The sequence below is a fragment of the Streptomyces sp. NPDC055140 genome (genome assembly GCF_053607285.1).
The window spans coordinates 54,513-77,490 of record NZ_JBSGTG010000029.1 but is presented as its reverse complement, the minus strand read 5'-3'; the positions used below and the strand labels follow the sequence as shown (position 1 = coordinate 77,490).

The 22,978-nt window shown below is 71.5% G+C and carries 22 protein-coding genes; 5 read left to right on the top strand and 17 right to left on the bottom strand.

The features are described from left to right. Window positions 1-9: 9 nt before the first annotated feature. The gene (locus ACWFR4_RS38150) at window positions 10-1,251 is read right to left on the bottom strand and encodes a CapA family protein (protein ID WP_453656356.1); all 1,242 of its coding nucleotides are present in this window, start codon (window positions 1,249-1,251) and stop codon (window positions 10-12) included. A 225-nt stretch (window positions 1,252-1,476) separates the two neighbouring features. Between ACWFR4_RS38150 and ACWFR4_RS38145 the strand changes: the two genes are divergently transcribed. Beyond that, on the top strand, window positions 1,477-2,031 hold the full coding sequence (locus ACWFR4_RS38145) for a sigma-70 family RNA polymerase sigma factor (RefSeq protein ID WP_453656355.1): 555 nt from the start codon (window positions 1,477-1,479) through the stop codon (window positions 2,029-2,031). A 145-nt stretch (window positions 2,032-2,176) separates the two neighbouring features. Then, entirely contained in the window at window positions 2,177-2,695 is a 519-nt protein-coding gene (locus ACWFR4_RS38140) for a hypothetical protein (RefSeq protein ID WP_453465217.1), read from the top strand. Window positions 2,696-2,718: 23 nt separating this feature from the next. Here ACWFR4_RS38140 and ACWFR4_RS38135 read toward each other — a convergent pair whose 3' ends face one another. The 4 genes from ACWFR4_RS38135 to ACWFR4_RS38120 form a co-directional block, all read right to left on the bottom strand. Continuing rightward, window positions 2,719-3,918 (bottom strand): sensor histidine kinase, encoded by a 1,200-nt coding sequence (locus ACWFR4_RS38135; protein ID WP_453465220.1) that lies wholly within the window; start codon window positions 3,916-3,918, stop codon window positions 2,719-2,721. Further along, a complete protein-coding gene (locus ACWFR4_RS38130) occupies window positions 3,915-5,450 on the bottom strand; it encodes a sodium/solute symporter (RefSeq protein ID WP_453656354.1) in 1,536 nt (511 codons plus the stop codon). Before ACWFR4_RS38130 ends, ACWFR4_RS38135 begins: the two co-directional genes overlap by 4 nt. After that, a complete protein-coding gene (locus tag ACWFR4_RS38125; RefSeq protein ID WP_453465249.1) occupies window positions 5,447-5,794 on the bottom strand; it encodes a hypothetical protein in 348 nt (115 codons plus the stop codon). The genes ACWFR4_RS38130 and ACWFR4_RS38125 overlap by 4 nt, the downstream gene beginning before the upstream one ends. Window positions 5,795-5,908: 114 nt before the next feature. After that, window positions 5,909-6,658, bottom strand: coding sequence for a LytR/AlgR family response regulator transcription factor (locus tag ACWFR4_RS38120; protein ID WP_453465224.1), 750 nt, complete (start codon window positions 6,656-6,658; stop codon window positions 5,909-5,911). 139 nt (window positions 6,659-6,797) lie between these two features. Between ACWFR4_RS38120 and ACWFR4_RS38115 the strand changes: the two genes are divergently transcribed. Continuing rightward, the gene (locus tag ACWFR4_RS38115) at window positions 6,798-7,448 is read left to right on the top strand and encodes a zf-HC2 domain-containing protein (RefSeq protein ID WP_453465226.1); all 651 of its coding nucleotides are present in this window, start codon (window positions 6,798-6,800) and stop codon (window positions 7,446-7,448) included. A 46-nt stretch (window positions 7,449-7,494) separates the two neighbouring features. Here the strand turns inward: ACWFR4_RS38115 and ACWFR4_RS38110 are convergent, their stop codons facing one another. From ACWFR4_RS38110 to ACWFR4_RS38100, 3 genes are all read right to left on the bottom strand, one after another. Further along, window positions 7,495-8,355: an Fpg/Nei family DNA glycosylase gene (locus ACWFR4_RS38110; RefSeq protein WP_453656353.1), complete on the bottom strand. Its 861-nt coding sequence runs from the start codon at window positions 8,353-8,355 to the stop codon at window positions 7,495-7,497. 58 nt (window positions 8,356-8,413) lie between these two features. Then, window positions 8,414-10,510 (bottom strand): SpoIIE family protein phosphatase, encoded by a 2,097-nt coding sequence (locus ACWFR4_RS38105; RefSeq protein ID WP_453465230.1) that lies wholly within the window; start codon window positions 10,508-10,510, stop codon window positions 8,414-8,416. A gap of 140 nt (window positions 10,511-10,650) precedes the next feature. Then, window positions 10,651-11,808, bottom strand: a complete 1,158-nt coding sequence (locus ACWFR4_RS38100) for a DUF6777 domain-containing protein (RefSeq protein ID WP_453465232.1) — start codon at window positions 11,806-11,808, stop codon at window positions 10,651-10,653. 119 nt (window positions 11,809-11,927) lie between these two features. Here ACWFR4_RS38100 and ACWFR4_RS38095 point away from each other — a divergent pair, with 119 nt between their 5' ends. After that, window positions 11,928-13,358: a lipase maturation factor family protein gene (locus ACWFR4_RS38095; RefSeq protein WP_453656352.1), complete on the top strand. Its 1,431-nt coding sequence runs from the start codon at window positions 11,928-11,930 to the stop codon at window positions 13,356-13,358. Here ACWFR4_RS38095 and ACWFR4_RS38090 read toward each other — a convergent pair. The 8 genes from ACWFR4_RS38090 to ACWFR4_RS38055 are packed head-to-tail and all read right to left on the bottom strand — an operon-like array spanning window position 13,346 to window position 21,282. After that, entirely contained in the window at window positions 13,346-14,191 is an 846-nt protein-coding gene (locus ACWFR4_RS38090) for an amidohydrolase family protein (RefSeq protein ID WP_453656351.1), read from the bottom strand. The genes ACWFR4_RS38095 and ACWFR4_RS38090 overlap by 13 nt on opposite strands. Then, entirely contained in the window at window positions 14,191-14,502 is a 312-nt protein-coding gene (locus ACWFR4_RS38085; protein ID WP_100592968.1) for an L-rhamnose mutarotase, read from the bottom strand. The genes ACWFR4_RS38090 and ACWFR4_RS38085 overlap by 1 nt, the downstream gene beginning before the upstream one ends. Continuing rightward, the gene (locus ACWFR4_RS38080; protein ID WP_453656350.1) at window positions 14,499-15,494 is read right to left on the bottom strand and encodes an aldo/keto reductase; all 996 of its coding nucleotides are present in this window, start codon (window positions 15,492-15,494) and stop codon (window positions 14,499-14,501) included. Before ACWFR4_RS38080 ends, ACWFR4_RS38085 begins: the two co-directional genes overlap by 4 nt. A 5-nt stretch (window positions 15,495-15,499) precedes the next feature. Continuing rightward, entirely contained in the window at window positions 15,500-16,255 is a 756-nt protein-coding gene (locus ACWFR4_RS38075) for an SDR family NAD(P)-dependent oxidoreductase (RefSeq protein WP_453465251.1), read from the bottom strand. 14 nt (window positions 16,256-16,269) lie between these two features. Next, window positions 16,270-17,625, bottom strand: a complete 1,356-nt coding sequence (locus ACWFR4_RS38070; protein ID WP_453656349.1) for an L-fuconate dehydratase — start codon at window positions 17,623-17,625, stop codon at window positions 16,270-16,272. A 27-nt stretch (window positions 17,626-17,652) separates the two neighbouring features. Continuing rightward, a complete protein-coding gene (locus ACWFR4_RS38065; RefSeq protein ID WP_453465245.1) occupies window positions 17,653-18,687 on the bottom strand; it encodes an ABC transporter permease in 1,035 nt (344 codons plus the stop codon). Then, window positions 18,680-20,209: a sugar ABC transporter ATP-binding protein gene (locus tag ACWFR4_RS38060; RefSeq protein ID WP_453656348.1), complete on the bottom strand. Its 1,530-nt coding sequence runs from the start codon at window positions 20,207-20,209 to the stop codon at window positions 18,680-18,682. Before ACWFR4_RS38060 ends, ACWFR4_RS38065 begins: the two co-directional genes overlap by 8 nt. Then, window positions 20,206-21,282 carry a sugar ABC transporter substrate-binding protein gene (locus ACWFR4_RS38055; protein WP_453468723.1) on the bottom strand — a complete coding sequence of 359 codons (1,077 nt, stop codon included), beginning with the start codon at window positions 21,280-21,282 and terminating at the stop codon, window positions 20,206-20,208. Before ACWFR4_RS38055 ends, ACWFR4_RS38060 begins: the two co-directional genes overlap by 4 nt. 179 nt (window positions 21,283-21,461) lie before the next feature. Here ACWFR4_RS38055 and ACWFR4_RS38050 point away from each other — a divergent pair, with 179 nt between their 5' ends. Further along, entirely contained in the window at window positions 21,462-22,172 is a 711-nt protein-coding gene (locus ACWFR4_RS38050) for a FadR/GntR family transcriptional regulator (RefSeq protein WP_266556309.1), read from the top strand. 22 nt (window positions 22,173-22,194) lie between these two features. Here ACWFR4_RS38050 and ACWFR4_RS38045 read toward each other — a convergent pair whose 3' ends face one another. Beyond that, window positions 22,195-22,887, bottom strand: coding sequence for a TetR/AcrR family transcriptional regulator (locus tag ACWFR4_RS38045; protein WP_453468722.1), 693 nt, complete (start codon window positions 22,885-22,887; stop codon window positions 22,195-22,197). Window positions 22,888-22,978: the final 91 nt, after the last annotated feature.

The following is a 22,978-nucleotide window of genomic DNA, read 5'->3' as shown; positions in this document are numbered from 1 at the left end:
GCCCGTCGTCTACCGGCCCATCGTCAGGCCGTCCTTGGCCGCACCGCGGCTGAGGACGGCCTGACTGATCCGGTCGCGGACGTCCGTCAGGCCGAGGCCGCCGCGGATGGACTGGTTGACATTGATCACGCGGTTCGAGCCGAGGTTGAACCACTGCGGGATGAACTCGGCCTTGCGCACCTCCCAGCGCCCGCCGGGCCGCTTCGGCGGCGCGAAGGTGAAGCGGCCGATGGTGCCCTCGTTGCCGCGCGCGTCCTTGGCGCCGTCGTCGTTGAACATGTCGCCGGCGATCTGGTCGCCCATGCCGTAGACCACCCAGGTGCCGTTGACCTTCTCGTACGCCTGCGGGACGTGCGCGTGCGTGCCGAGGATCAGGTCGATGTCCGGGCGGCCGTCCGTGCGCGACGCGGTGAGCTCGTCGCCGAGCCTCAGCTGGTCCGCGTCCGGCTCGTCCTGCCACTCGGTGCCCCAGTTCAGGGAGAGGACGACCACGTCCGCGCCCGCCTTCCGGGCCGCCCGAGCGTCGTCGACGATCTTCTGACGGTCGATCATATTCACGGCCCACGGGTGCCCTTTGGGCATCGGGAGGCCGTTCGTGTCGTACGTGTACGCGAGGTGGGCGACCTTGGCGCCACCGGCGCGCAGCCACGCGGGGCTGCTGCCCTCGGCGGCGGTGCGGGCCGAGCCCGTGTGGCGGATGCCCACGCGGTCCATGGCGTCGAGGGTGCGGTCGATGCCGGCGGCACCGTCGTCGAGGGCGTGGTTCGAGGCCGTGGAACAGGCGTCGTAGCCCGTGTCGCTCAGCCCCTTGGCGACCTCGGGCGGGGACTTGAAGGTCGGGTAGCCGGTGTAGTGGCCGCCGGCGCCGTAGACCGTCTCCATGTGGCAGATCGCCAGATCCGCCTTGGAGATGACCGGCTTCACGGCGGACAGCATCGGCGCGAAGTCGTAGCCGTCGCCGCTCGCGTCGGTCTTCGCCTGCTTGATGATCGACGCGTGAGGCAGTACGTCGCCGGAGGCGACCAGCGTGAAGCCGCGCCGCCCGTCGGTGGCGCCGCCGGCGGCCGACGGCGCCGGGGCGCCCGTGGCGTGGGGGGCCGCGCGGTGTGTGCCGTCCTCGGGCGCGGAGCAGCCCGCGCCCGCCGCGATCAGTGCGACGGCCAGGACCGCCGTGCCCTGCCGTGCGTGCCGTGTCCTGTGCGCGTGCCGGGTGTGTCCCGTGTGCCTTGCGCCGCGTCTGCGATTCGTCATCGACCAAGCTCCCGATTCGGTGAATATGGCGATTTTCGACATAGGCATAGACGTACGAGCGTCAGGCCGAGTCAAGGCTCCATACCGCCGCAGTCCCCGGAACGGCGTCACGTTCCGCGGCAGTCGGCCCCGTTCACCGCACCGCTCGCCGACCGCATCGACCGCCCGTCGCAGACCGCTGCCCACGCTCTGGGCGTCAGCCGCGCGCTGCGCTGCCATACGGCCATGACGACCGCCATGAAGACCGAAGGACCCGACCACACGGCAGAACACGTGCTGGCCGAGCTCCAGCGCGAGCACGGCAGGCCGCTTCTCTCCTTCCTCCTGCGACTGTGCGACGGCGACCGGCAACGGGCGGAAGACCTGGTCCAGGAGACGTTCGTACGCGCCTGGCAGCATCCGGAGGCGCTGCGCGCCGACTACGAGTCCGTGCGGCCATGGCTGTTCACCGTCGGCCGCAGGCTCGCCATAGACGCCCGGCGCGCGCGGCTCGCCCGGCCCCCGGAGATCGGCGGCACGGTCCTGGAGAGCGCGCGGGTCTGCGCCGACCACTCGGAGCGCTCGGCGGCCGCGCTCGATGTCCGCGAGGCCGTGGCGACGCTCAGCCCGGAGCACCGGGCGGTGCTCCTCCACGTGTACTTCCGGGGCGCCTCCGTGGCCGAGGCGGCCGCGGCGCTCGGGATCCCGCCCGGTACCGTGAAGTCCCGCGCGTACTACGCGCTGCGCGCACTGCGCAGGGTGCTCCCGGGCTATGAGGCGAACACGGCCGGCCCGCATTGAAACCGGACGGCAGGTCAAGCCTCCGTAAAGCGCCTTGCCCGGTGCCCCGGTCCTCGGTTGAGTAATCGGCTGTCCTCCCCTGCTCGGTCGGGCGCGAGGGACCGAGGGCCGGCGGAGCGCACGGACCGGAGGAAGGCAGGAAGGGATGTTGCACGGGAGCAAGGAAGGCACATCGGGCGCCGGCGGCGGCGAACTGACGGTGCCGATGGCGTGGTTGTACGCCGAGTACATCGCCGATGAGCTGCTGCGCACCGGTGATCTGATGCCGCCCACGTCCTTCGAGTTCCGGGCCGGGCGCGACGCACTCGCACTGACGATCTTCCTGTCGGACACGGACGGCGAGCTGTCCGGCATCCGGGTCGTGTCCCAGCTGGAGACCTGGCTGTCGCTGACGGCGTACGACCAGCCGTGGCAGTACTGGGTGCGGGAGCACATGGGGCGCCTTGCCGCGCAGGCGCTCGATGAGAACAGACCTTCGCCGGACCTCGAACTGGCCGAGGCGGCGTGGCGATGGCTGGAGGAGACGGAGCTGCTCGCGCCCGATCTGGACTCCGTGCCGGGCCGCGGGCCGCTGCCCGACGAAGAGGACGACGGACCGCAGGTGTGGACACCCGCGTGGCAGCTCGGGCTGCCGCTGGGCCATCTGGCGATCCATCTGTTCTGAGGCCCCTGCGGCCTCTGCGCCCGCTACTCGACCTCGACGCCTGAAGAGTGCACGCCCGCACGGTACTTGGGGATCCGCACGGTTATCTTCATGCCCGCGCCGGTGCCGGTCTCGATGACGAGGCCGTAGTCGTCGCCGAACACCTGCCTGAGCCGCTCGTCGACGTTCGACAGGCCGATCCCGGTCGAGGTGCCGCCCTCGCCGCGCAGGATCGCGCGCAGCTCGCCCGGGTCCATGCCGACCCCGTCGTCCTCGATGACGACCTCCGCCTCCGCGCCCGCGTCCCGGGCGCCGATCGTGATGCGGCTGCGGGTGACGGCGCCCTCCAGGCCGTGTTTCACGGCGTTCTCGACGAGAGGCTGGAGGCACAGGAAGGGCAGCGCCACCGGCAGCACCTCGGGCGCGATCTGGAGCGTGACCGAGAGCCGGTCTCCGAACCGGGCCCGGACCAGGGCCAGATACTGGTCGATGGAGTGCAACTCGTCGGCGAGCGTGGTGAAGTCGCCGTGACGGCGGAACGAGTAACGGATGAAGTCGGCGAATTCCAGGAGGAGTTCACGGGCCCGCTCGGGATCGGTGCGGACGAACGAGGCGATGGCGGCGAGCGAGTTGAAGATGAAGTGCGGCGAGATCTGCGCGCGCAGCGCCTTGATCTCCGCCTCGATGAGCCGGGTGCGGGAGCGGTCGAGTTCGGCCAACTCCAGCTGTACGGAGATCCAGCGGGCGACCTCGTCGGCGGCCCGGGCGAGGACGGCCGACTCGCGGGGCGCGTACGCGACAAGGGCACCGAGCACCCGTCCGTCGGTGACGATCGGGGCGGCCACGGCCCAGCGCAGCGGGCAGTCCACGGCGCCGCATCCGCAGCCGAACGCGGCGCTGCGCCCGGTGTCGAGCAGCCCCTCGAGCTGCCCCATGACCTGCTTGCCGTGCTGGTCCCCCGCGCCGTCCCAGGCGAGCACGGCGGCGCGATTGGTCAGACAGAGCGCGTCGGTGCCGAGGAGTGTGCGCAGCCTGCGGGCCGACCTGCGCGCCGACTCCTCGGTCAGCCCGGCCCGCAGCGGCGGCGCGGCAAGCGAGGCGGTGTGCAGGGTGTCGAAGGTGGCCCGCTCCACCGGCGTACCCACGTCGCTGCGGCCCCCGGGGTGCGCGGTGCGCCGGCCGAGGACAAAGCCTCCCGCGAGGAGGAGCGGGCACAGGGCGAGGAGCACCGCGGTGGCGGTCACGACCGGGCTCCCGGCTCGCCCGTGGCGATCGTCCCGTGCGCGCTGAGCGACTCCGGGAGGTGGAGTCGCGTCATCGTGGCGCTGGTGTGCGGCGGCACGGAGTCCTGGGTGGCGAGCGACACGAGGATCATGGCGAGGAAGCCGACCGGCACCGACCACACGGCGGGCCAGGCGAGCAGCGTGTGCAGCCAGCCGCCTTGTGCGACGCCGGCGACGGTCAGGGTGACCGCGACGAGCGCGGAGCCGCCGCCGAGGAGCAGCCCGGCCCGCGCGCCGGGCGGGGTGAGCCGCCGCCACCAGATGCCGAGGACGAGCAGCGGGCAGAACGAGGACGCCGACACCGCGAACGCCATCCCTACGGCGTCCGCCACCGGCACCCCGCTGACCAGGAGCGCCCCGCCCAGCGGCACGGTCATCGCGAGGAGTGTCGCCAGGCGGAAGTGCCGTACGCCGCGGGCCGGCAGCACGTCCTGGCTGAGCACGCCCGCGACGGCCATCGTCAGGCCCGACGCGGTCGACAGGAACGCGGCGAAGGCGCCGCCCGCCACGAGCGCCCCGAGCAGGTCCCCGCCGAGGCCGCCGACGGCCCGCCCCGGCAGGAGCAGGACGGCCGCGTCGGCGTCCTGGGTGGCGCTCAGTTCGGGCGCGTACAGGCTGCCGAGCCAGCCGTAGACCGGCGGCAGACAATAGAAGAGCCCGATGAGGGCGAGCACGGCGACCGTGGTGCGGCGGGCCGCACGGCCGTTCGGGCTCGTGTAGAAGCGGACGACGACGTGCGGCAGGCCCATCGTGCCGAGGAACGTGGCGACGATCAGACCGTACGTCGCGTACAGCGGGTGGTCAGCGCGGCTGGTGGCGAGCGGCTGCCCGGAGCCCGCGCCGGACCAGGGCAGGCCGTCGGCGGGCGGCGGGGCGCCGCCGTCGCCGTGCCAGGCGAGAATCAGGAAGAACGCGGGTACGAGCAGCGCGGTCAGCTTCAGCCAGTACTGGAAGGCCTGGACGAAGGTGATGGAACGCATGCCGCCCGCGGCGACCGCGAGGACGACGACGGCCGCGACGAGCGCCCCGCCGAACCAGCGCGGCGCGCCCGTGAGGATCTGCAACGTGAGCCCCGCGCCCTGGAGTTGGGGCACGAGGTAGAGCCAGCCCGCGCCGACCACCAGCATGCTGACGACCCTGCGGACGCTGCGGGACTCCAGGCGGCCCTCGGCGAAGTCGGGCAGCGTGTAGGCGCCGGAGCGGCGCAGCGGGGCCGCGACGAACACGAGCAGGACGAGGTATCCGGCGGTGTAACCGACGGGGTACCAGAGCATGTCGGGGCCGTGCACGAGCAGCAGTCCGGCGACGCCGAGGAAGGAGGCCGCGGAGAGGTACTCGCCGCTGATCGCGGCGGCGTTGAGGCCGGGGCCCACGGTGCGCGAGGCGACGTAGAAGTCGGAGGTGGTGCGGGAGATGCGCAGGCCGAAACCGCCGATGAAGACCGTGGCCAGGACGACCACGGCCACGGCGGATATCGCGTACGCCTCGTTCACGACGCCCCGTGGCGGTCGCGGACGGCCCGGCCGTGCACGAGGCGCGCGAAGTCACGTTCGTTGCGCTCGGCCCGGCGCACGTACCACCAGGCGATGAGGACGAGGACCGGGTAACAGCCGAAGCCCAGGACGATCCAGACGACGGTGGTGTTGCGAAGGGCGCCGAAGAAGAGAGGCAGGGTCACCACGGGCAGGGCGAGGACCGCGAACGCGGTGAGTCCGGTGCGGAGTTGACTGCGCATCAGGGAACGGACATAGGCCGCGCCCAGCGTCGTCTGTTCGTCGATCTCCCACTGGGTGGGGTGGCCGGGCAGCCGGCGCACCGCGCGCGGCTCGCCGGTCACGACCTCGCGGCGGGGTGCGGGCTCAGCGCTGGCGGACACGGCCGGAGTGTAGGCGGCGGTGCGGGCCGAGCGAAAGGGGTCGACGGGTATCGGCCCAGGTCACGCGGTTTCCGGTCAGCCGCTCGCGCGCCGCATGAGCAGCTCGCGCACGCGGCTCGCGTGGCGGCGGCTCACGGCGAGTTCGGCGTCGCCTATCCGCACGCTCATGCCACCGCCGTCGAGGCGGAGTTCGTCGATGCGGTGCAGGGCGACGAGATGGCTGCGGTGGATCCGGACGAACCCGTACGGCTGCCAGCGCTCCTCCAGGGTGGTCAGCGGTATGCGCACGAGGTGGCTGGCGTCAGCGGTGTGCAGGCGCGCGTAGTCGCCCTGGGCCTCGGCGTACGCGATGTCGGCGACGGCCACGAGGCGGGTGACGCCACCGAGTTCGACAGGAATCCGGTCGGCGGAGAGGTCCACTGCGGGCCTGGCGACGGCGGCCTGTTCGGCGACGCGCCGCACGGCCTCCGCGAGGCGCTCCCTGCGCACGGGTTTGAGGACGTAGTCGACGGCCTTCAGGTCGAAGGCCTGCACGGCGAAGTCCTCGTGGGCGGTGACGAAGACGATCATCGGCGGCTTGGCGAACCCGGCGAGGAGCCGCGCCACGTCGAGGCCCGTCAGCCCGGCCATCTGGATGTCGAGGAAGAGCACGTCGATGGCGTTGGCGTCGTCGCCTCCCGCGTCCAGGGCGCGGCCGATGCGGCGCAGTGCCTCGTTCGCGTCGGTGGCGCCCTCGGCGGCGCGCACCCGCGGGTCGGCCCGCAACAGGTAGAGCAGCTCGGCGAGTGCGGGTTCCTCGTCGTCGACGGCCAGTACGCGCAGCATGCGGCTGGAGTGTAGGTGGTTGTCCCGTGGTGGCCAATCCTGGTGGGACTTGAGTGATTCGGCGGCCGGTTGCGTACGGGAGGGCGAGCGGCACACACCGTCCGGTCAGAGGTCAGACACGTACGACGCGAGGAACGGCATGAGGTCCCTGGATCGGCATCGCGACGTCGGCGCCTACGCGCTGGGCGTCCTCGACGAGGCGGACCGGTTCCGCTTCGAGGACCATCTCGGGCAGTGTCCCCGGTGCGTGGCGCGGGTCAGGGAGTTCGGGTCCACGACGGCGGCTCTCGCGCTGTACGCGCGGGCGACGCCGCCCGCCGTGGAGACCGTGGCCGAGGCGGGTTCCGTGCTCCTGGACGGACTGGTCTCGCGAATGGAGCGGGTGCGCCGGGCGGGGCGCAGGCGGTGGCTGTGTGCGATGGCGGCGGCGGTCGTGCTCGCCGTTGCGGGGCCGGGTGTTGTGGTCCTGGGCGGATCCGGCGACGGCGCCGTGCGTCTGGACGCGCGGGACGCCCGGACCGGGGTGTCGGCGTCTGTGACGGCGTCCGGCCGCGAGTGGGGCACCGCGCTGGGGATCGAGGTCCGCGACGCGCGTGGTCCCCGCGTGTGCGAGCTCGTGGCCGTCGGCAAGGACGGTTCGCGGCAGACGGTGACGACCTGGGCCGCGCGGGCCCATGACGCCGCGGCGACCACGACGCAGAGCGCGGTGGCGCTCCATCCTCAGGAGATCGCCCGCTTCGAGGTACGCACCACGGACGGAACGCGTCTGGTGACCATCCCTATGCCGTGAACCTCCGTTCCTGGCCTGCGACTTCGGGCAGCGCCCCCAAGGGCGGTCACTTCAGGAGCTTCGACATCCTGCGGTCCGCGAGCGGCTTGCCGCCCGTCTGGCAGGTCGCGCAGTACTGGAGCGACGAATCGTGGAAGGACACCTCACGGATCGTGTCACCGCACACCGGGCACTCCTCGCCCGCTCTGCCGTGCACCCGCAGCCCGCTCTTCTTCTCGGCCTTGAGTCGCCCGGCCGCGACGCCGCGGGAGCGCTCGACGGCCTCGGTCAGCGTGTAGCGCAGGGCCTTGTGGAGGACGGACACGTCGTCGGCGGTCAGGCTCGACGCGAGCTTGAAGGGGGACATCTTCGCGGCGTGCAGGATCTCGTCGCTGTACGCGTTCCCGATGCCCGCGATGAGGCTCTGGTCGCGTAGCGCCCCCTTGATCTGCCGCCGCTCGCCGTCCAGGAGGGCGGCGAAGCGCGCCTCGTCGAAGCCGTCGGCGAGCGGGTCGGGGCCGAGTCTCGCGATGCCGGGGACATCGGCCGGGTCGTGGACGACGTACACCGCGAGGCTCTTCTGGGTGCCCGCCTCGGTGAGGTCGAAGCCCTCCCCGTCCTCCAGGGCGACGCGCAGGGCGAGCGGTCCTTTGCCGGGGCGCGGCGGGCCGTCGGGGAGCCGGTCCTTCCAGTGGAGCCAGCCCGCGCGGGCGAGGTGCGTGACGAGGTGCAGCCCGTCCGCGTCGAGGTCGAGGAACTTGCCGTGCCGCGTCACGCCCGTGACCGTGCGGCCCTCCAGGGCGGCGGGCGGCGGGTCGTACGTCTTCAGGACGCTCACGGCGACGGGCAGGACGCGGACGATCTCGTGCCCCACCAGATGCTCGGTGAGGAAGTCCGTCAGCGCTTCGACCTCGGGAAGTTCCGGCATACGTCCAGAGTGCCACCGGGCACCGACACCGCCAGGTGAGCCATCGCCACGGCCCCGGTCAGTCCCTGGCCGGCACCACGAACTCGCACCACACGCACTTGCCGCTCCCCCGCGCCTCCACGCCCCACACGTCCGCGAGCCGGTCCACGAGGAGCAGGCCGCGCCCCGAGACGCCGTCCTCGCCCGCATCGCGCCGGCGCGGGAGCGCGCTGGAGGTGTCCTCGACGTCCACGCGCAGTCTGCGGTCGGACGCGGTGATCACGCGGAGGGTGACGACCGCGGGGCCGTCGGTGTGCATCAGCGCGTTGGTGATCATCTCGTCGGCGACGAGCTCTATCTCGTCCGCCCGCCCGCCCGCGCCCCAGGCCCGGACGGCGGCCCTGATCATGTGCCGGGCCTCTCTCAGGGCCTCGGGGTCGTTCGGCGCGACGTGCTGCTGGAGGCGGCCGCCGGACTGGGGCGCGCCGATGCCGCGGCGGCGCAGCAGGAGCAGGGCGACGTCGTCGTCACCGCCGCGTTCGTCGACGCTCTCGCACAGCAGGTCCCCGAGGTCGCCGAGGTCGTGGGGGCCGGTGCCGACGAGGGCCGTGAGGGCCTGCAGTCCGTCGTCGAGGTCGGTGCCCGGCTGTTCGACGAGGCCGTCGGTGCACAGGATCAGCGCCTGGCCCGGGTCGAGTTCGACGGTCCCGACCGGGTATTCGAGCTGGCCGAACTCGGCGGAGAGGCCGAGCGGCAGGCCGCCGTCGACGGACAGTCTGCGGCAGGTCCCGTCGGTGAGGCGCAGCAGCGGGTCCAGGTGCCCCGCACGCACGAGCTGGACGACCCCGGTCGACAGGTCGGCCTCCGCGTACAGACAGGTCGCGAACCGCTCGGTGTCGAGTTCGTGGAGGAAGACGGAGGCGCGGGCCATGACGGTGGCGGGCGTGTGCCCCTCGGCGGCGTACGCGCGCAGCACGATGCGCAGCTGTCCCATGACGGCGGCGGCGTGGGTGTCGTGTCCCTGGACGTCGCCGATGACGGCGCCGACACGTCCGCCGGGCAGTGGGATCACGTCGTACCAGTCGCCTCCGATGTCGCGGCCGAGGGCGGCCGAGCGGTAGCGGACGGCGATGTCGGCGCCGGAGACGGCGGGGATGGTGCGGGGCAGCATGGCCTGCTGGAGGCCCTGGGCGAGGTCCTTCTCCTGCTCGTAGAACATCGCGCGCTGGAGGCTCTGGGCGATGCTGCTGCCGAGGGCGACGAGGACGTTGCGCTCCTCTTCGGTGAAGCCGCGCTTGTCCGTGTAGAGCAGGCCGAGCGCACCGATGGGGCGGGCCTGGGCGATGAGCGGCAGGTAGGCCGCGGCCGTGATCTCGAGCTGGGTGATGTGCGGCCACAGCAGCGGGTAGGAATCGGCGAAATCGTCGGGGGACTCGATGAAGCGGGGCGCGAGCGTGCGCACGACGTCGCCCATGGGGTACGGCTCGTCGATCCGCGTGACCTTGGTGCCGGGCACGAAGCTGCCCTCGGGGCCGTCGGCGACCAGATGGATGCGGCCGGCCCTGACGAGGCCCATGACGAGGCTGGTCGCGCCGAGGTGCTGGAGGCCGTGGCTGTCCTTGAGCACGTCGATGACGTCCTGGACGGTGCGGGCGTGCGCGAGGGCGGCGGTGGTGCCCTGGACGACGCTGGTCTGGCGGCGGCGCAGGGCGTCCTGTTCACGGCGGGCCGAGCTGTCGCTGAGTTCCTGGGTGGCGTCGCGGACGATGCCGATGATGCGGCGCGGGCGGCCGATGTCGTCGCGTCTGATGTAGCCCTGGGTGTGGGTCCAGCGCATCCTGCCGTCGCGGCATTTGATGCGGAAGTAGGCGCCGTAGTTCTCGTCGCTGCTCTTGAGGGCCGTGGACACGATTTCGTCGAGGCGGGTGGCCTCGGTCGGGGGGATGCGGATGTCGAGCGACTCGGGACGCCCGTCGTACTCGTCGGGGCGTACGTCGAAGATCTCGTGGGCCTTTGCGTCCATGTGCATCAGGCCGGTGTCGAGGTCCCAGTCGAAGCTGCCGATGCCCAGGTGGTCCCCGAACTCGGCGAGGAAGCAGCAGGCGGCGCCCCCTGTCGCACTGCCGCAGTGCGTGCAGTCGATCGGCTCCCCGCCCCCCGTACCGGCGGCTTCCATGGGGCCACGCTAGGCGCAGAGCGAATCACTCGCATGCGGGGCACGGCGTACTCCGGACGGGCCTGGGCGCACCCCGGAGCGCGCCGGGAGCCGTCGGTGCGCCGACCACCGGCGACGCGCTTCGCGGGGGATGGGGCCCGTCAGCCGTCGAAGACGTTCGCGGCGGACGGCACGTCGGGGATGAGCCCGCTGCCGTCGGGCAGGTCGGGGCTGTCGGGAACGGTGTCCGGGCCGAGGTCGCTGGAGCCGTCGCCAGGAGGCGAGTCCGTGGGCGCGCCGGTGTCGCCGGGAGGCGAGTCCGTGGGGGCGCCGGTGTCGCCGGGCGCGCTGGTCGGTGGGCTCGCGGGCTCAGAGGCCGGCGCCGACTTCTCCGGGGAGGGCGGCTGTGACGACGGAGGGCTGGCGCTGCTGGAGGACTCCGACGGGCCGGTGCTGCTGCTCGAGCTCGGCGACGTGGACGACGGCGAGGGCGACGCGGAGCTGTCCGAGCTGTCGGAGGGGTGGGGCTTCGGCATCGGGGGCGGCGGTACGCGCTTGTCGTGCTGCCCGTCGTCACCGACCTTCCGCTCGATCCATGTGTTGTTGGTGATGTTCACGATGACGATGTTCGTGATGACCTCCGGGGCCGGCGTGACGACCACGACCTGCGTGGGCCGGTAGCCGGACCACTGCTGTCCCTGGGTGTTCGGCGTCCCCTTGAACGCGACGGGCGGCTTCAGCGGGTTGCCGCACGCGCACCGCACCCTGGGCATCCCGCGGTCGTCGACGAGGACGGCGGTGCCCGCCTGGAGCACGGACTGGTAGCTCGTCGCCTCTCCGGAGCGGTAGCCGTGGTTGGTGACGCGGGTGTCGGCGCGCAGGACGACGGGCGTGAGGCCGCGCAGGAAGTCCGGGACGGAGGCCGCGGAGATGCCTTCGACGTCGGCGAAGGCGCGTTCCTTGGTCGGGTCCGCGGTGAGGAAGGTGACCTGCTTCTCGACGTCGCAGCTTCCGACGGACTGCGTGCCGCCGTAGAGGCCGGGGGTCGCGCCGTCGACGGGGTGCATGCCCTGCTTGGTCGCTGAGGCGGTGCCGCTCGGTGACGGCGGCTGCGGCGTTCGGGTGACGGGCGCGGGGGTCTCGGTGGTCTTGGCGGTGGAGTCGGTGAACGGGTCGGGGCCCGTCTCGGCCACGGGCAGAAGGAAGAGCTCCCCCTTGTCGGCCGACGCGTTGTTGCCGCTGTTCCCCGAGCATCCGGCGACCAGGAGCGCGGCGGATATCGCAAAGGCAGTGACGAAGGTCCTGGTGGGTGAGCGCACCGTGTTCTCCCGCCTACATATGGGCACTTTGCCCCATTGTCTGCGGCGAAATCTGGCATCTCGCAAGCGCAATGCGATCCCGCACGCGCTTTGCGCTCACCCTCCGTCACACTGGAGAGGTGGAGTGGTTCAGCTCGCCCGGGTACTGGCTCGGCCGCCTGATCTTCCAGCGCGGTCTGGCGGCGCTCTATCTCGTGGCCTTCGTGGGGGCGGCGCTGCAGTTCCGGGCGCTGATCGGCGAGCGCGGGATGCTGCCGGTTCCGCGCTATCTGGCACGGGTGCCGTGGCGGCAGGCGCCGACGCTGTTCAGGGCGCACTACTCGGACCGGTTCTTCGCGGGCGTCGCCTGGGGCGGGGCCGCGGTGTCGGCCGCGCTCGTCGCGGGCCTCGCCGACCGGGTGCCCCTGTGGGCAGCCATGGCCCTGTGGGTGGTGCCGTGGGTGCTCTATCTGTCGATCGTGAACGTCGGGCAGACCTGGTACGCGTTCGGCTGGGAGTCACTCCTGCTGGAGGTGGGCTTCCTCGCCGTCTTCCTCGGCAACGAGCGGGTGGCACCACCACTGCTCGTACTGGTGCTCCTGCGCTGGGTCCTCTTCCGCGTCGAGTTCGGCGCGGGCCTGATCAAGATGCGCGGCGACGAGTGCTGGCGGAAGCTGACGTGCCTCTACTACCACCATGAGACACAGCCGATGCCGGGCCCGCTGAGCTGGTTCTTCCACCGGCTCCCGCGCCCCCTGCACCGCGTCGAGGCCGGGGCCAACCACGTGACCCAACTCGTCGTGCCCGTGCTCCTGTTCACCCCGCAGCCGATCGCGACTGGCGCGGCCTGCCTGATGATCCTCACCCAGCTGTGGCTGGTCCTGTCGGGCAACTTCTCGTGGCTGAACTGGCTGACGATCCTGCTCGCCGTGACGGCGGTGGACTTCTCCCTCCTGCGCGAGCCGCCGCACCTGGCCACCGCCCCGCTCTGGTACGAGTGCGCCGTCATCGCCTTCACCGCACTCGTCGTCGCGCTGAGCTACCGCCCGGCACGCAACCTGCTGTCGCGCCGCCAGTCCATGAACCGCTCCTACGATTCCCTGCACCTCGTCAACGCGTACGGCGCCTTCGGTTCCGTCGGGCGCATCCGGCACGAGATCGTCATCGAGGGCACGGCCGACCCGCTGCCGCGCGAGGAATCCCCTTGGCTGGTCTACGAGTTCAGGGGCAAGCCGGGCGATCCGGGGCGCTGGCCACGCCAGTTCGCCCCCTACCATCTGCGGCTCGACTGGATGATGTGGTTCGCCGCGCTCTCCCCCATGTACGCCGAGTCCTGGTTCGGAGGCCTGGTGGAGCGCCTCCTGACCGGCGACCGCGACACGTTGCGGCTGCTGCGCCGCTCCCCGTTCCCCGCCGACGCCCCGCCCACGTACGTCCGGGCCCGGCTCTACCGCTACCGCTTCACCACGTGGCGCGAATTGCGGGCGACGGGTGCCTGCTGGGAGCGGACGTACGTACGCGAGTTCCTGAGGCCGACGCGCCTTGCCGCCTCCCGGATTCAGAGCCGGTAGGCGCGGGTCGCCGTGCCGCCGAAGACCGCGTCACGCTCAGGGGTGGTCAGCGATCCGGTCAACTCCTGTGCTGCTTCCATGACGTGCTCGTAGGTCGCGGCGAGGGTGCACACCGGCCAGTCGGAGCCGAACATGACGCGGTCGGGCCCGAACGCCTCCAGAACCGTGTCGGTGTACGGCCGAAGCGCCCCCGGCGTCCAGGTCGCCCAGTCGGCCTCGGTGACCAGGCCGGAGAGTTTGCAGACCGTGTTGGGGAGGGCCGCCAGCGCGCGCAGGTCGTCGGTCCACGGCTCGGTGACGCCCGACGCGATGGGCGGCTTGCCGCAGTGGTCGAGGGCGAAGGTGAGGCCGGGCAGAGCGGCGGCCGCCGCGGCGCAGGCGGGGAGCTGGTTCGGCAGGACCACCAGGTCGTAGACCAGACCGGCGTCGGCGACGGCCTCGAGGCCCCGGCGCACGTCGGGCCGCAGCAGCCACTCGGGGTCGGGTTCCCCCTGGACCTGGTGGCGGATGCCCTTCAGGTAACGCCCGCCCGGGAGTTCGGCGAGCCGGGCCAGGGCGTCGCCGATGTCCGGGCGCGTGAGGTCGGCCCAGCCGACTACGCCGGCCACGAGGTCGCTGTCGTGCGCGAGGGCGAGGAACTCCGGGGTCTCCTCCTCGACGGTGACGGTCTGCACGAGGACGGTGGCCGTGACACCGGACTTGCGCGCGAGGGGTGCCAGGTCGTCCAGGGTGAAGTTCCGCTGAATCGGGGCGAGTTGGTCACCGGTGATCCAGTCCTGGTCGCGCGCGGAGAGGTCCCAGACGTGGTGGTGCGCGTCGACGATCGCGGGCATCACAGCTCCCACACGACGGGCAGGCCCGCGTCGGCGCCGTCGGCCGAGTAGTCGTGGACGACGTCGAGCAGTTCGGCCATCCGGGCCTGCCAGGCGATGTTCACCGGGAGCTTGTCCAGCTCGGCGAGCATGCGGGCGTAGTCCTCGCACTCCAGGACGTGGAACAGGTCGGTCCCGCTGCGCCAGATGGTCCACGACGTGGCACCGGCCGCGCGGATGGCCTTCCGGAGTTCGGCCGGGACCTCGCGGTGGGCGGCCTCGTACGCGTCGACGCGGTCGGCGCGGACCTTGGTGTGCAGGGCGATTCTCACGCGTGCTCCTCTCCGGGTACGGGGACGCCGTCGGCAAGTTGTCCCGCGGCGCGGGCGTCCTTCCAGAACGCGGCCGGTACGGCGACGGTGAACTGCTCTGCGGTGTCGCAGACTTCGTGCGGCGAGCGGGTGCCGACCAGGACGCTCGCCACCGCCGGATGACCGAACGGGAAGGCGAGCGCTGCCGCCCGCAGGGTGATGCCGTGCCGCTGCGCCACATCCTTCAACCGGTAGGCACGGTCGAGGACTTCGCGGGGTGCCGTCGCGTAGTCGTACGTCGCGCCCGGCCGCGGGTCGGCGAGGAGGCCGGAGTTGAACACGCCGCCGATGACGACCGACGTGCCGTGCGCCTGCGCCTCGGGCAGTAGTTCCGTCAGCGCCTCCTGGTCGAGGAGGGTGTAGCGGCCCGCGCACAGGACGGCGTCCACATCGGTGTCGCGGACGAACCGGGTGAGCATCGCGGCCTGGTTCATGCCGGCGCCGATCGCCCCGACGACACCCTCGGCTCGCAGCCGCTCAAGCGCCGGGTAGGCCTCGCGGAACGCCTGCTCACCGTGGTCGTCCGGGTCGTGCAGGTAGACGACGTCGATGCGGTCGAGGCCCAGCCGCGTCAGGCTGTCCTCCAGGGAGCGGCGCACCCCGTCCGCGCTGAAGTCCCAGACACGGCGGTGCGTGGCGGGCACGGCGAACCCGTTCTCCAGGTCGTCGCTCCCGCTATCCCCGGCCGGTACGAGGAGGCGTCCCGCCTTGGTGGAGACGGTGTACGCCGACCGGTCCCGGGCCGCGAGTGCCTCGCCGAGACGCCGCTCGGACAGGCCGATGCCGTAGTGCGGCGCCGTGTCGAAGTAGCGGATGCCCGCGTCCCAGGCCGCGTCGACAGCGGCCCGGGCCTCCTCGTCGGTGACGGGCGCATACAGGTTGCCGATACCGGCGGCGCCGAAGGACAGCTCGGTGACGTCGACGCCGCTGCGGCCCAGGGCGCGGGTGCGCATGGCGGTCACTGGCCCGCGGGGCGCAGCCGCAGGCCCTGCATCCCGCCGTCGACGGCCAGGGCGGTGCCCGTGGTGGCGCCGGACAGCGGGCTCGCCAAGTACGCGACGGCGCCCGCGACTTCGGCGGCGGAGACGAGACGGCCGGTGGGCTGACGGGATGCGAGGGCCGCGCGCTCGGCGGCCGGGTCGGGGGCGGCGGACAGCAGCCGGCCGACCCATGGGGTGTCCACCGTCCCCGGGTTGACGCAGTTGACGCGTACCCCTTCGCGGACGTGGTCGGCGGCCATGGCGAGTGTCAGGGAGTGCACGGCGCCCTTCGACGCCGAGTACAGGGCGCGCTGCGGGAGGCCGGCCGTCGCGGCGATGGAACAGGTGTTGACGATCGCCGCGTGTGCGGAGCTCCTCAGGTGGGGCAGGGCTGCGCGCGTGGTGCGGACGATGCCGAGGACGTTGACGTCGAGGACGCGGTGCCACTGGTCGTCGTCGTTGTCCTCGACGGTGCCCTGGGCGCCGATGCCCGCGTTGTTGACGAGGACGTCGAGGCCGCCGAGGTCCGCCACTGCGGCGGCCACGGCGGCGCGGACGGAGGCGTCGTCGCTGACGTCGGCGGTGTAGCCGCGCAGCGGCTTGTCGACGCTGCCCGGGTCGAGGTCGAGCACGGCGACGCTCGCGCCGCGGGCGGCGAGGAGTTCGGCGGTGGCCCGGCCGATCCCGGACGCTCCGCCGGTGACGAGGGCCTTGAGCCCCGCGAAGTCCTGCACGTCGCTGGCGTCGGTCATGCCGCTGCACCCTTCTGGTCGGTGGTGCCCTGCCGGGCGAGGTCGGCGGCCCAGAACGCGCCGTCGGGGTAGGTGTATTCCGCGATGGACTCGGGCCGCATCGCGGCGGAGAAGCCGGGCGCGGTGGGCGCCGTGTAGTGGCCGTCGCGCATCACGACGGGGTCGATGAAGTGGCCGTGCAGATGGTCGACGTACTCGATGACGCGGTCCTGTGTGGTGCCCGCGACGGCGATGTAGTCGAACATCGAGAGGTGCTGGACGAGTTCGCACAGTCCGACGCCGCCCGCGTGCGGGCACACGGGGACGCCGAACTTGGCGGCGAGCAGCAGGATGGCGAGGTTCTCGTTGACGCCGCCGACGCGGGCCGCGTCGATCTGCAGGATGTCGATGGCGCCGGCCTGGAGGAGCTGCTTGAAGATGATGCGGTTCTGGACGTGCTCGCCGGTGGCCACCTTCACGGGGGCGACGGCCCTGCGGATCGAGGCGTGGCCGAGGACGTCGTCGGGGCTGGTCGGCTCCTCCACCCAGTACGGGTCGAACTCGGCGAGCGCCTTGGTCCACTCGATGGCCTCGCCGACGTTCCACCGCTGGTTGGCGTCGATCGCCATGCGGATGTCCGGGCCGATCACCGAGCGGGCGGTGCGGCAGCGCCGGATGTCGTCGGCGAGGTCCGCGCCGACCTTCAGCTTGATCTGCCGGAAGCCGTCGGCGACGGCCTGTCGGGCGAGTCGGCCGAGCTTCTCGTCGGAGTAGCCGAGCCAGCCGGGTGAGGTGGTGTAGCCGGGGAAGCCGCGCTCGCGCAGGGCGCTCTCGCGTTCCGCCGCGCCCTCACGGCCCGATCTGAGGAGCGCGAGGGCGTCGTCGGGGGTGAGCGCGTCGGTGATGTAGCGGAAGTCGATCTGCGAGACGAGCCACTCGGGCGTCGCGTCGGCCAGGAACTGCCACAGCGGCTTGCGGGCGCGCTTGGCCGCCAGGTCCCACACGGCGTTGACGACGGCACCGATCGCCATGTGCATCACGCCCTTCTCGGGGCCGAGCCAGCGGAGCTGGCTGTCGCCGATCAGGTCGCGGTTCAACGTCCCCGGGTCGGCGCACAGTTCGTCGACCCCCCGGCCGACGACGTGGTGCCGCAGGGCGTCGATCGCGGCGACCTGGACATCGTTGCCACGACCGATGGTGAACGTGAATCCGTGCCCCTCGACTCCGTCGGCGGCGTCGGTGCGGAGCACGACGTAGGCGGCGGAGTAGTCGGGGTCCGGGTTCATGGCGTCGGATCCGTCCAGCTCCCTGGAGGTCGGGAACCGGATGTCGAAGGTGTCAACCGCGATGATTCGGGCGGCAGTTGGAGACACGGGTGGCCTTTCTTGCTGAGGCGGGGGTCAGTCCTGGGCGCGGCCGGTCGTCACACGGGCGATCATCAGGGCGAGGAGGATGATTCCGCCGTAGATGGCCTGGATCCAGAACGACGGAACCTGGGCGAGGGTCAGCAGGTTCTGGACGACGCCGAGCAGCAGGACGCCGGTGAGCGCGCCGAACATGGTGCCCTTGCCGCCGTCGAGGCTGATGCCGCCGATGACCGCCGCCGCGAACACGGTGAAGATCATGTTGTTGCCCTGGTTGGCGCTGATCGCGCCGACGTAGCCGGTCTGCATGATCCCGCCGACCGAGGCGAGGACACCCGCGACGACGAACACGCCGAGCATCACGCGCTCGACGCGGATTCCCGCCGCGCGTGCGGCGTCGGCGTTGCCGCCGATCGCGTACATGGCGCGGCCGATCCGGTGGTACTTCAGGATGAGGCCCACCACGCCGAAGGCAACGGCGGCCAGCCACACCGACATCGGGATCCGCAGGAACGTCGTGGTGGCGAGGGAGAAGAACGCGTCGGGCATTCCGAACAGCGTCTTGCCCTTGGTCGCGCCGACGAGCAGTCCGCGCAGGACGATCAGCATCGCGAGCGTCACGATGAAGGCGTTGAGCTTGAACTTCACGACGAGGATGCCGTTGAAGGCCCCGATCGCCGCGCCCACGACGAGGATCGCGAGCAGCGCGAGCACGGTCGGGAACTCGGTGCCGAATCCGGACTGGGCGACCGGCAGGACGAGCAGGGCGCCGACGGCGGGTGCGATGCCGACCACGGACTCCAGGGACAGGTCGAACTTGCCCGTGATCAGGACGAGAGACTCGGCGAGCACGACCATCGCGAGGGCGGCGGACGCGCCGAGGATGGAGATCAGGTTGCGTTCGGTGAGGAACGAGTCGTTGACGACCGCTCCGAGCACCATCAGCAGCAACAGTGCAGGTACGAGGGCGAGTTCCCGGGCCCGGCGCAGCAGGACCGTCTTCGCGGACCCTTTGCCGGGCAGCCGTACGGGGGTGGCTGGTGAGGCCGACGGGGCCTTGGTGTCAGCCATGGTCCACTCCTTCGATGGAGGCGATCAGCTCGTGGTCGTTCCAGCCGGCCGCGTGCTCGGCGACGACCTTCCCGTGGAAGAGGACGAGGACCCGGTCGCAGCGGCGCAGGTCGTCGAGCTCGTCGGAGACGACGAGGACCGCGGTGCCGTCCTCGCGGGCGCTGTCCATGCGGGACAGCAGGGACTCCTTGGACTTCACGTCGACGCCCGCGGTGGGGTTGATGAGGACGAGAAGGCGGGGGTCGGAGGCGAGGGCGCGGGCCATGACGACCTTCTGGGCGTTGCCGCCGGAGAGGTCGGACACGGGCTGGTCGGGGCCCTCCGCGTGGATGTCGAGGCGGTCGATCAGGTCGGCGGCGAAGCGGCGCTTGCGGTCTGTGCCGACGAAGCCGTAGCGGCCCAGGCGGCCGAGGACGCTCATGGTGGCGTTGTCGCCGATGGTCATGCCGGTGACGAGTCCCTGGTCGTGCCGGTCGCGCGGCACGCAGCCGACGCCCGCCGCGAGCGCGGCGCCCACATCACCGAACGGCAGCTTTCTGCCGTCCAGTCGGGCCGTTCCCGCGGACGGCGTGTGCAGTCCGGCGAACGCCTCGGCGAGCTGGATCTTGCCGCTGCCGCTGGATCCGGCGAGCCCGACGACCTCGCCGCTGCGGATGGCCAGGTCGACGTCGTGGTACGCCTCCGAGGTGAGGCCGCGCGCGTCGAGGAGGACGGTGGCGTCGGGCTCGTGTTCCACGGCGGCGCGGGCTGCCGCGCGTTCCTCGGCGATGACCTCGCCTGCCATCGCCTCCACCAGCGCGGCGCGCGGCAGTTCCGCGACGGGCGCCGTGGTGATCCAGCGGGCGTCGCGCAGCACGGTCACCGTCTGGCAGACCTCGTACACCTCCTGGAGGTGGTGCGAGATGAACAGGAACGTGACGCCGGATTCCTGGAGTGCCCGCATGCGGGTGAAGAGGCGGTCGATCTCGCGGTTGTCGAGCTGGGCGGTGGGCTCGTCGAGGACGATGAAGCGGGCGCCGCCGCTCAACGCCCGTGCGATCTCCACCATTTGGCGGTCCTCGACCTTGAGGTCGGCGGTGCGGGCGTCGGGGTCGACGTGGATGTCCCAGGTGTCGAGGACCTGCGCGGCCTCCTCCTGGAGCTTGCGCCAGGAGAAGAAGCCGTGGCGGCTGCCGGGCTGCCGGTTGATGAAGAGGTTCTCGGCGACCGTGAGTTCGGGAACGACGGTCGGCTTCTGGTAGACGCAGGCGACCTTGGCGCGCCAGGCGTCGCGGTCGCTGAGCGGGGGCGCGGGCTCGCCGTCGAACAGGAGGGTGCCCGCGTCCGGTGCCTGGAGGCCGGTGAGGACCGTGACCAGGGTGGACTTGCCGGCGCCGTTGCGGCCCACGAGTGCGTGGGACTCGCCCTGCAGGACGGTCAGGCGACCGTCCTGCAGGGCGACCGTGGGACCGTACCGCTTGGCGATGCCCGACGCCTCGACCAGCGGCCTGACCGCCGGCGTGGTTGTCGTCGAGGTGCTCATTTGACCGTGTTTCCCCAGAGCTTCGGGTCGTCGACGTTGTCCTTGGTGACGAGCGGCGCGGGCAGCTGGTCCTCGAGGATGCCGCTGGGCAGCTTGACGATCTCCGAGTCGTGGTCGGTGGGACCGGGCTTGAACGTCTTCCCCTGCATCGCCGCCTTGATGTAGTACATGCCGTACTTGGCGTAGGCGTCGGCGGGCTGGGAGACCGTCGCGTCGATCTGGCCCTTGCGGATCGCGGCGAACTCCTGCGGGATGCCGTCGTTCGAGACGATCGTGATGTGGCCCTTCTCGCCGGTCTTCTTCAGCAGGCCCTTGGACTTGAGGGTCTGCAGGGTGGGCGCGAGGTAGACGCCGCCCGCCTGCATGTAGATGCCCTTGATGTCGGGGTTGGCGTTGAGGAGGGTGTCCAGCTTGGACGCGGCGGTGTCGGACTCCCACTTGGCGGGGATCTCCAGGACCTTGAGGTCCGGGTACTTCTTCTTGACGCAGTCGCGGAACGCCTGCGAGCGTTCGCGGCCGTTCACGGAGGCGAGGTCACCCATGATCTGGACGACCTTGCCGGTCTTGACCTGCTGGCCGAGGTACTCGCAGGCCTTCTCGCCGTACGCGACGTTGTTGGCGCGTACGACCATGGCTACCTTGCCCTTCTCGGGCGCGACGTCCACGGCGACGACGGGGACGCCCTTGCGTTCGGCCTGGTCGAGGCCGGCGGAGATCGCGGCGCTGTCGAGGGGCGCGACGACGAGGCCCTTGACGCCCTGGTTGAGCTGGTTGTTGATGTCCGTGATCTGCTGCGAGGGGTCACTGTTGGAGTTGACCGTCTTGAGCGCGTCCACGCTCTCGGACTTCGCCATCTTCGGTACGTAGTCGTTGTACGACTGCCAGAACGGCGAGGTGAGCAGGGGCAGGATGACCCCGACCTTGCCCTTTCCGTCGCCGCCGCCCTTGCCGCCGGAGGCGACGTCGTCCTTCGTGCTGCCGCACGCGGAGAGCACCAGGGCGGCGCAAGCGGCGACCGCCGCCGCGCCGACGATCCGCGACCTGTTCCGCTTGCGCATTGTTCTGCCGGCCATCTGACGGCTCCTCATCGAGCGAGATCGAGCGACTTCTGGTACCTGATGGCGGAAATATTTATCAGACCACTTGGCGGCCACAACACCCCTCGGCGCCAACTTTTCCGTGTTTCAGGCCGTAGTGGTCGGACCACATCTCTGGCTAGACTGCGGCGCACCCGGCATATTGAGGAGCGTCCGTGGAACAGACAGCCCCGCAGAAGGGCACCGTGACGCAGCGGGCCATCGAGCAGATCAAGGCGATGATCGGCGAGGGACTGCTCGAGCCGGGCCAGCGGCTGCCGACGGAGCGGGACCTGGCAACCCAGCTCGGCATCTCGCGCAGCTCCATGCGTGAAGCGATCAGGGCGCTCACGGTCCTCGGCGTCCTGGAGGCGCGGCACGGATCGGGCATCTACGTCACGCAGTTGAACGCCGGGGACCTCCTGGAGACGTTCGGCGTCGTCGCCGATCTCTCGCGCGGCGCCCGTCTTGTGGAGCTGATGGAGGTGCGCCGCGTGCTCGAGTCGACCGCGACCGCGCTGGCAGCCGCGCGCATCACGCCGGAGCAACTCGCCGAGGTCGAGCTGCACTTGGCGGCGATGGCGGCGACGGACGACCCCGAGGAGATCCTCTCTCACGACCTCGCGTTCCACCGGGTGATCGCCACGGCCGCGGGCAACGACACGATGGCCGCGATCCTGGAGGGGCTGTCGTCACGGACGTTCCGGGCCCGAGTGTGGCGCGGCTACCAGGAAGAGGGCGCCTTCGAGCGCACAGGCCGCGAGCACGCCCGCATCCACCGCGCGCTGGTCGCCCGCGACCCGGAGGCGGCGCGCGCCGCGGCGGCGGCCCATGTGGGCGAGGTCGAGGCCTGGATGCGCAGCCAGCTCGACGCCGAACCGGCCTGAGCACGCCCGGCAAGAAGGAGGGTCAGCGCGGCGCCTGTGCTGCCAGCGCCGAGAGCAGGAGCCCCAGGGCCGTCTCGAAGGAGCTCTCCGCCATCAGGGGCAAGTGCTCTCGCACGGCGTCGAGTTGGGGGTACGTGTCCGCCGGGAGCGACTGGTACGTGTCCGTCCAGGCACTGTGGTCCTGGGCGCGCCGCTCGGGCGGCAGCGCCAGATGGGAGGCGTCCAGGGCCGCGTGCCCGAGCGCCGTGTCGACGAACGCCGCGTAGTACCGCACGGCCGTGGCCGCGTCGAAGCCCGCGCTCCGCAGCAGCCCGATTCCCGTCTCCACCGCCTTGACCTCGTTGATCCGACGCGTCACCCGGTACGCGGCCATGGCCGCGATCCGCGGGTGCTCGCTGTAGGCGCGATGGATCCGTCGCGCCATGGTCCGCAGGTCCGCGACCCAGTCGTCGCTCCGTGCGAAGCCGGCCATGCTCTCGCCGATGATCCGGTCGGCGACGGCGAGGAGCAGGTCGTCCGTGTTGTGGAAGTAGCGGTAGACCGCGCTCGGGTCGCAGCCGAGCGCGGCGCCCAGTCTGCGCACGCTCAGCGCGTCGGGCCCGTGCTGGCCGACCAGGCGCAGGGCGCAGTCGACGATCAGGTCGGCGGAGAGCAGCACCCCCGACTTGGTCGGCTTGCGGCGCCGCCGCTCCACCGGAATCCGCCCTTCGGTCATACCGAATCCCCTTCCGTCCGCGCTGCCCGTTCGCCTTATGTCAACACCATTGACGCAACATTGACAAGGCCTGTTTGATCGCACCCTCCCT

Coding starts and splice junctions, on each gene's coding strand:
- ACWFR4_RS38150 (WP_453656356.1), bottom strand. CDS start 1,251: ATGACGAATCGCAGACGCGGCGCAAGGCACACGGGACACACCCGGCAC.
- ACWFR4_RS38145 (WP_453656355.1), top strand. CDS start 1,477: ATGACGACCGCCATGAAGACCGAAGGACCCGACCACACGGCAGAACAC.
- ACWFR4_RS38140 (WP_453465217.1), top strand. CDS start 2,177: ATGTTGCACGGGAGCAAGGAAGGCACATCGGGCGCCGGCGGCGGCGAA.
- ACWFR4_RS38120 (WP_453465224.1), bottom strand. CDS start 6,658: ATGCTGCGCGTACTGGCCGTCGACGACGAGGAACCCGCACTCGCCGAG.
- ACWFR4_RS38115 (WP_453465226.1), top strand. CDS start 6,798: ATGAGGTCCCTGGATCGGCATCGCGACGTCGGCGCCTACGCGCTGGGC.
- ACWFR4_RS38110 (WP_453656353.1), bottom strand. CDS start 8,355: ATGCCGGAACTTCCCGAGGTCGAAGCGCTGACGGACTTCCTCACCGAG.
- ACWFR4_RS38105 (WP_453465230.1), bottom strand. CDS start 10,510: ATGGAAGCCGCCGGTACGGGGGGCGGGGAGCCGATCGACTGCACGCAC.
- ACWFR4_RS38090 (WP_453656351.1), bottom strand. CDS start 14,191: ATGCCCGCGATCGTCGACGCGCACCACCACGTCTGGGACCTCTCCGCG.
- ACWFR4_RS38080 (WP_453656350.1), bottom strand. CDS start 15,494: ATGCGCACCCGCGCCCTGGGCCGCAGCGGCGTCGACGTCACCGAGCTG.
- ACWFR4_RS38065 (WP_453465245.1), bottom strand. CDS start 18,687: ATGGCTGACACCAAGGCCCCGTCGGCCTCACCAGCCACCCCCGTACGG.
- ACWFR4_RS38060 (WP_453656348.1), bottom strand. CDS start 20,209: ATGAGCACCTCGACGACAACCACGCCGGCGGTCAGGCCGCTGGTCGAG.
- ACWFR4_RS38055 (WP_453468723.1), bottom strand. CDS start 21,282: ATGGCCGGCAGAACAATGCGCAAGCGGAACAGGTCGCGGATCGTCGGC.
- ACWFR4_RS38045 (WP_453468722.1), bottom strand. CDS start 22,887: ATGACCGAAGGGCGGATTCCGGTGGAGCGGCGGCGCCGCAAGCCGACC.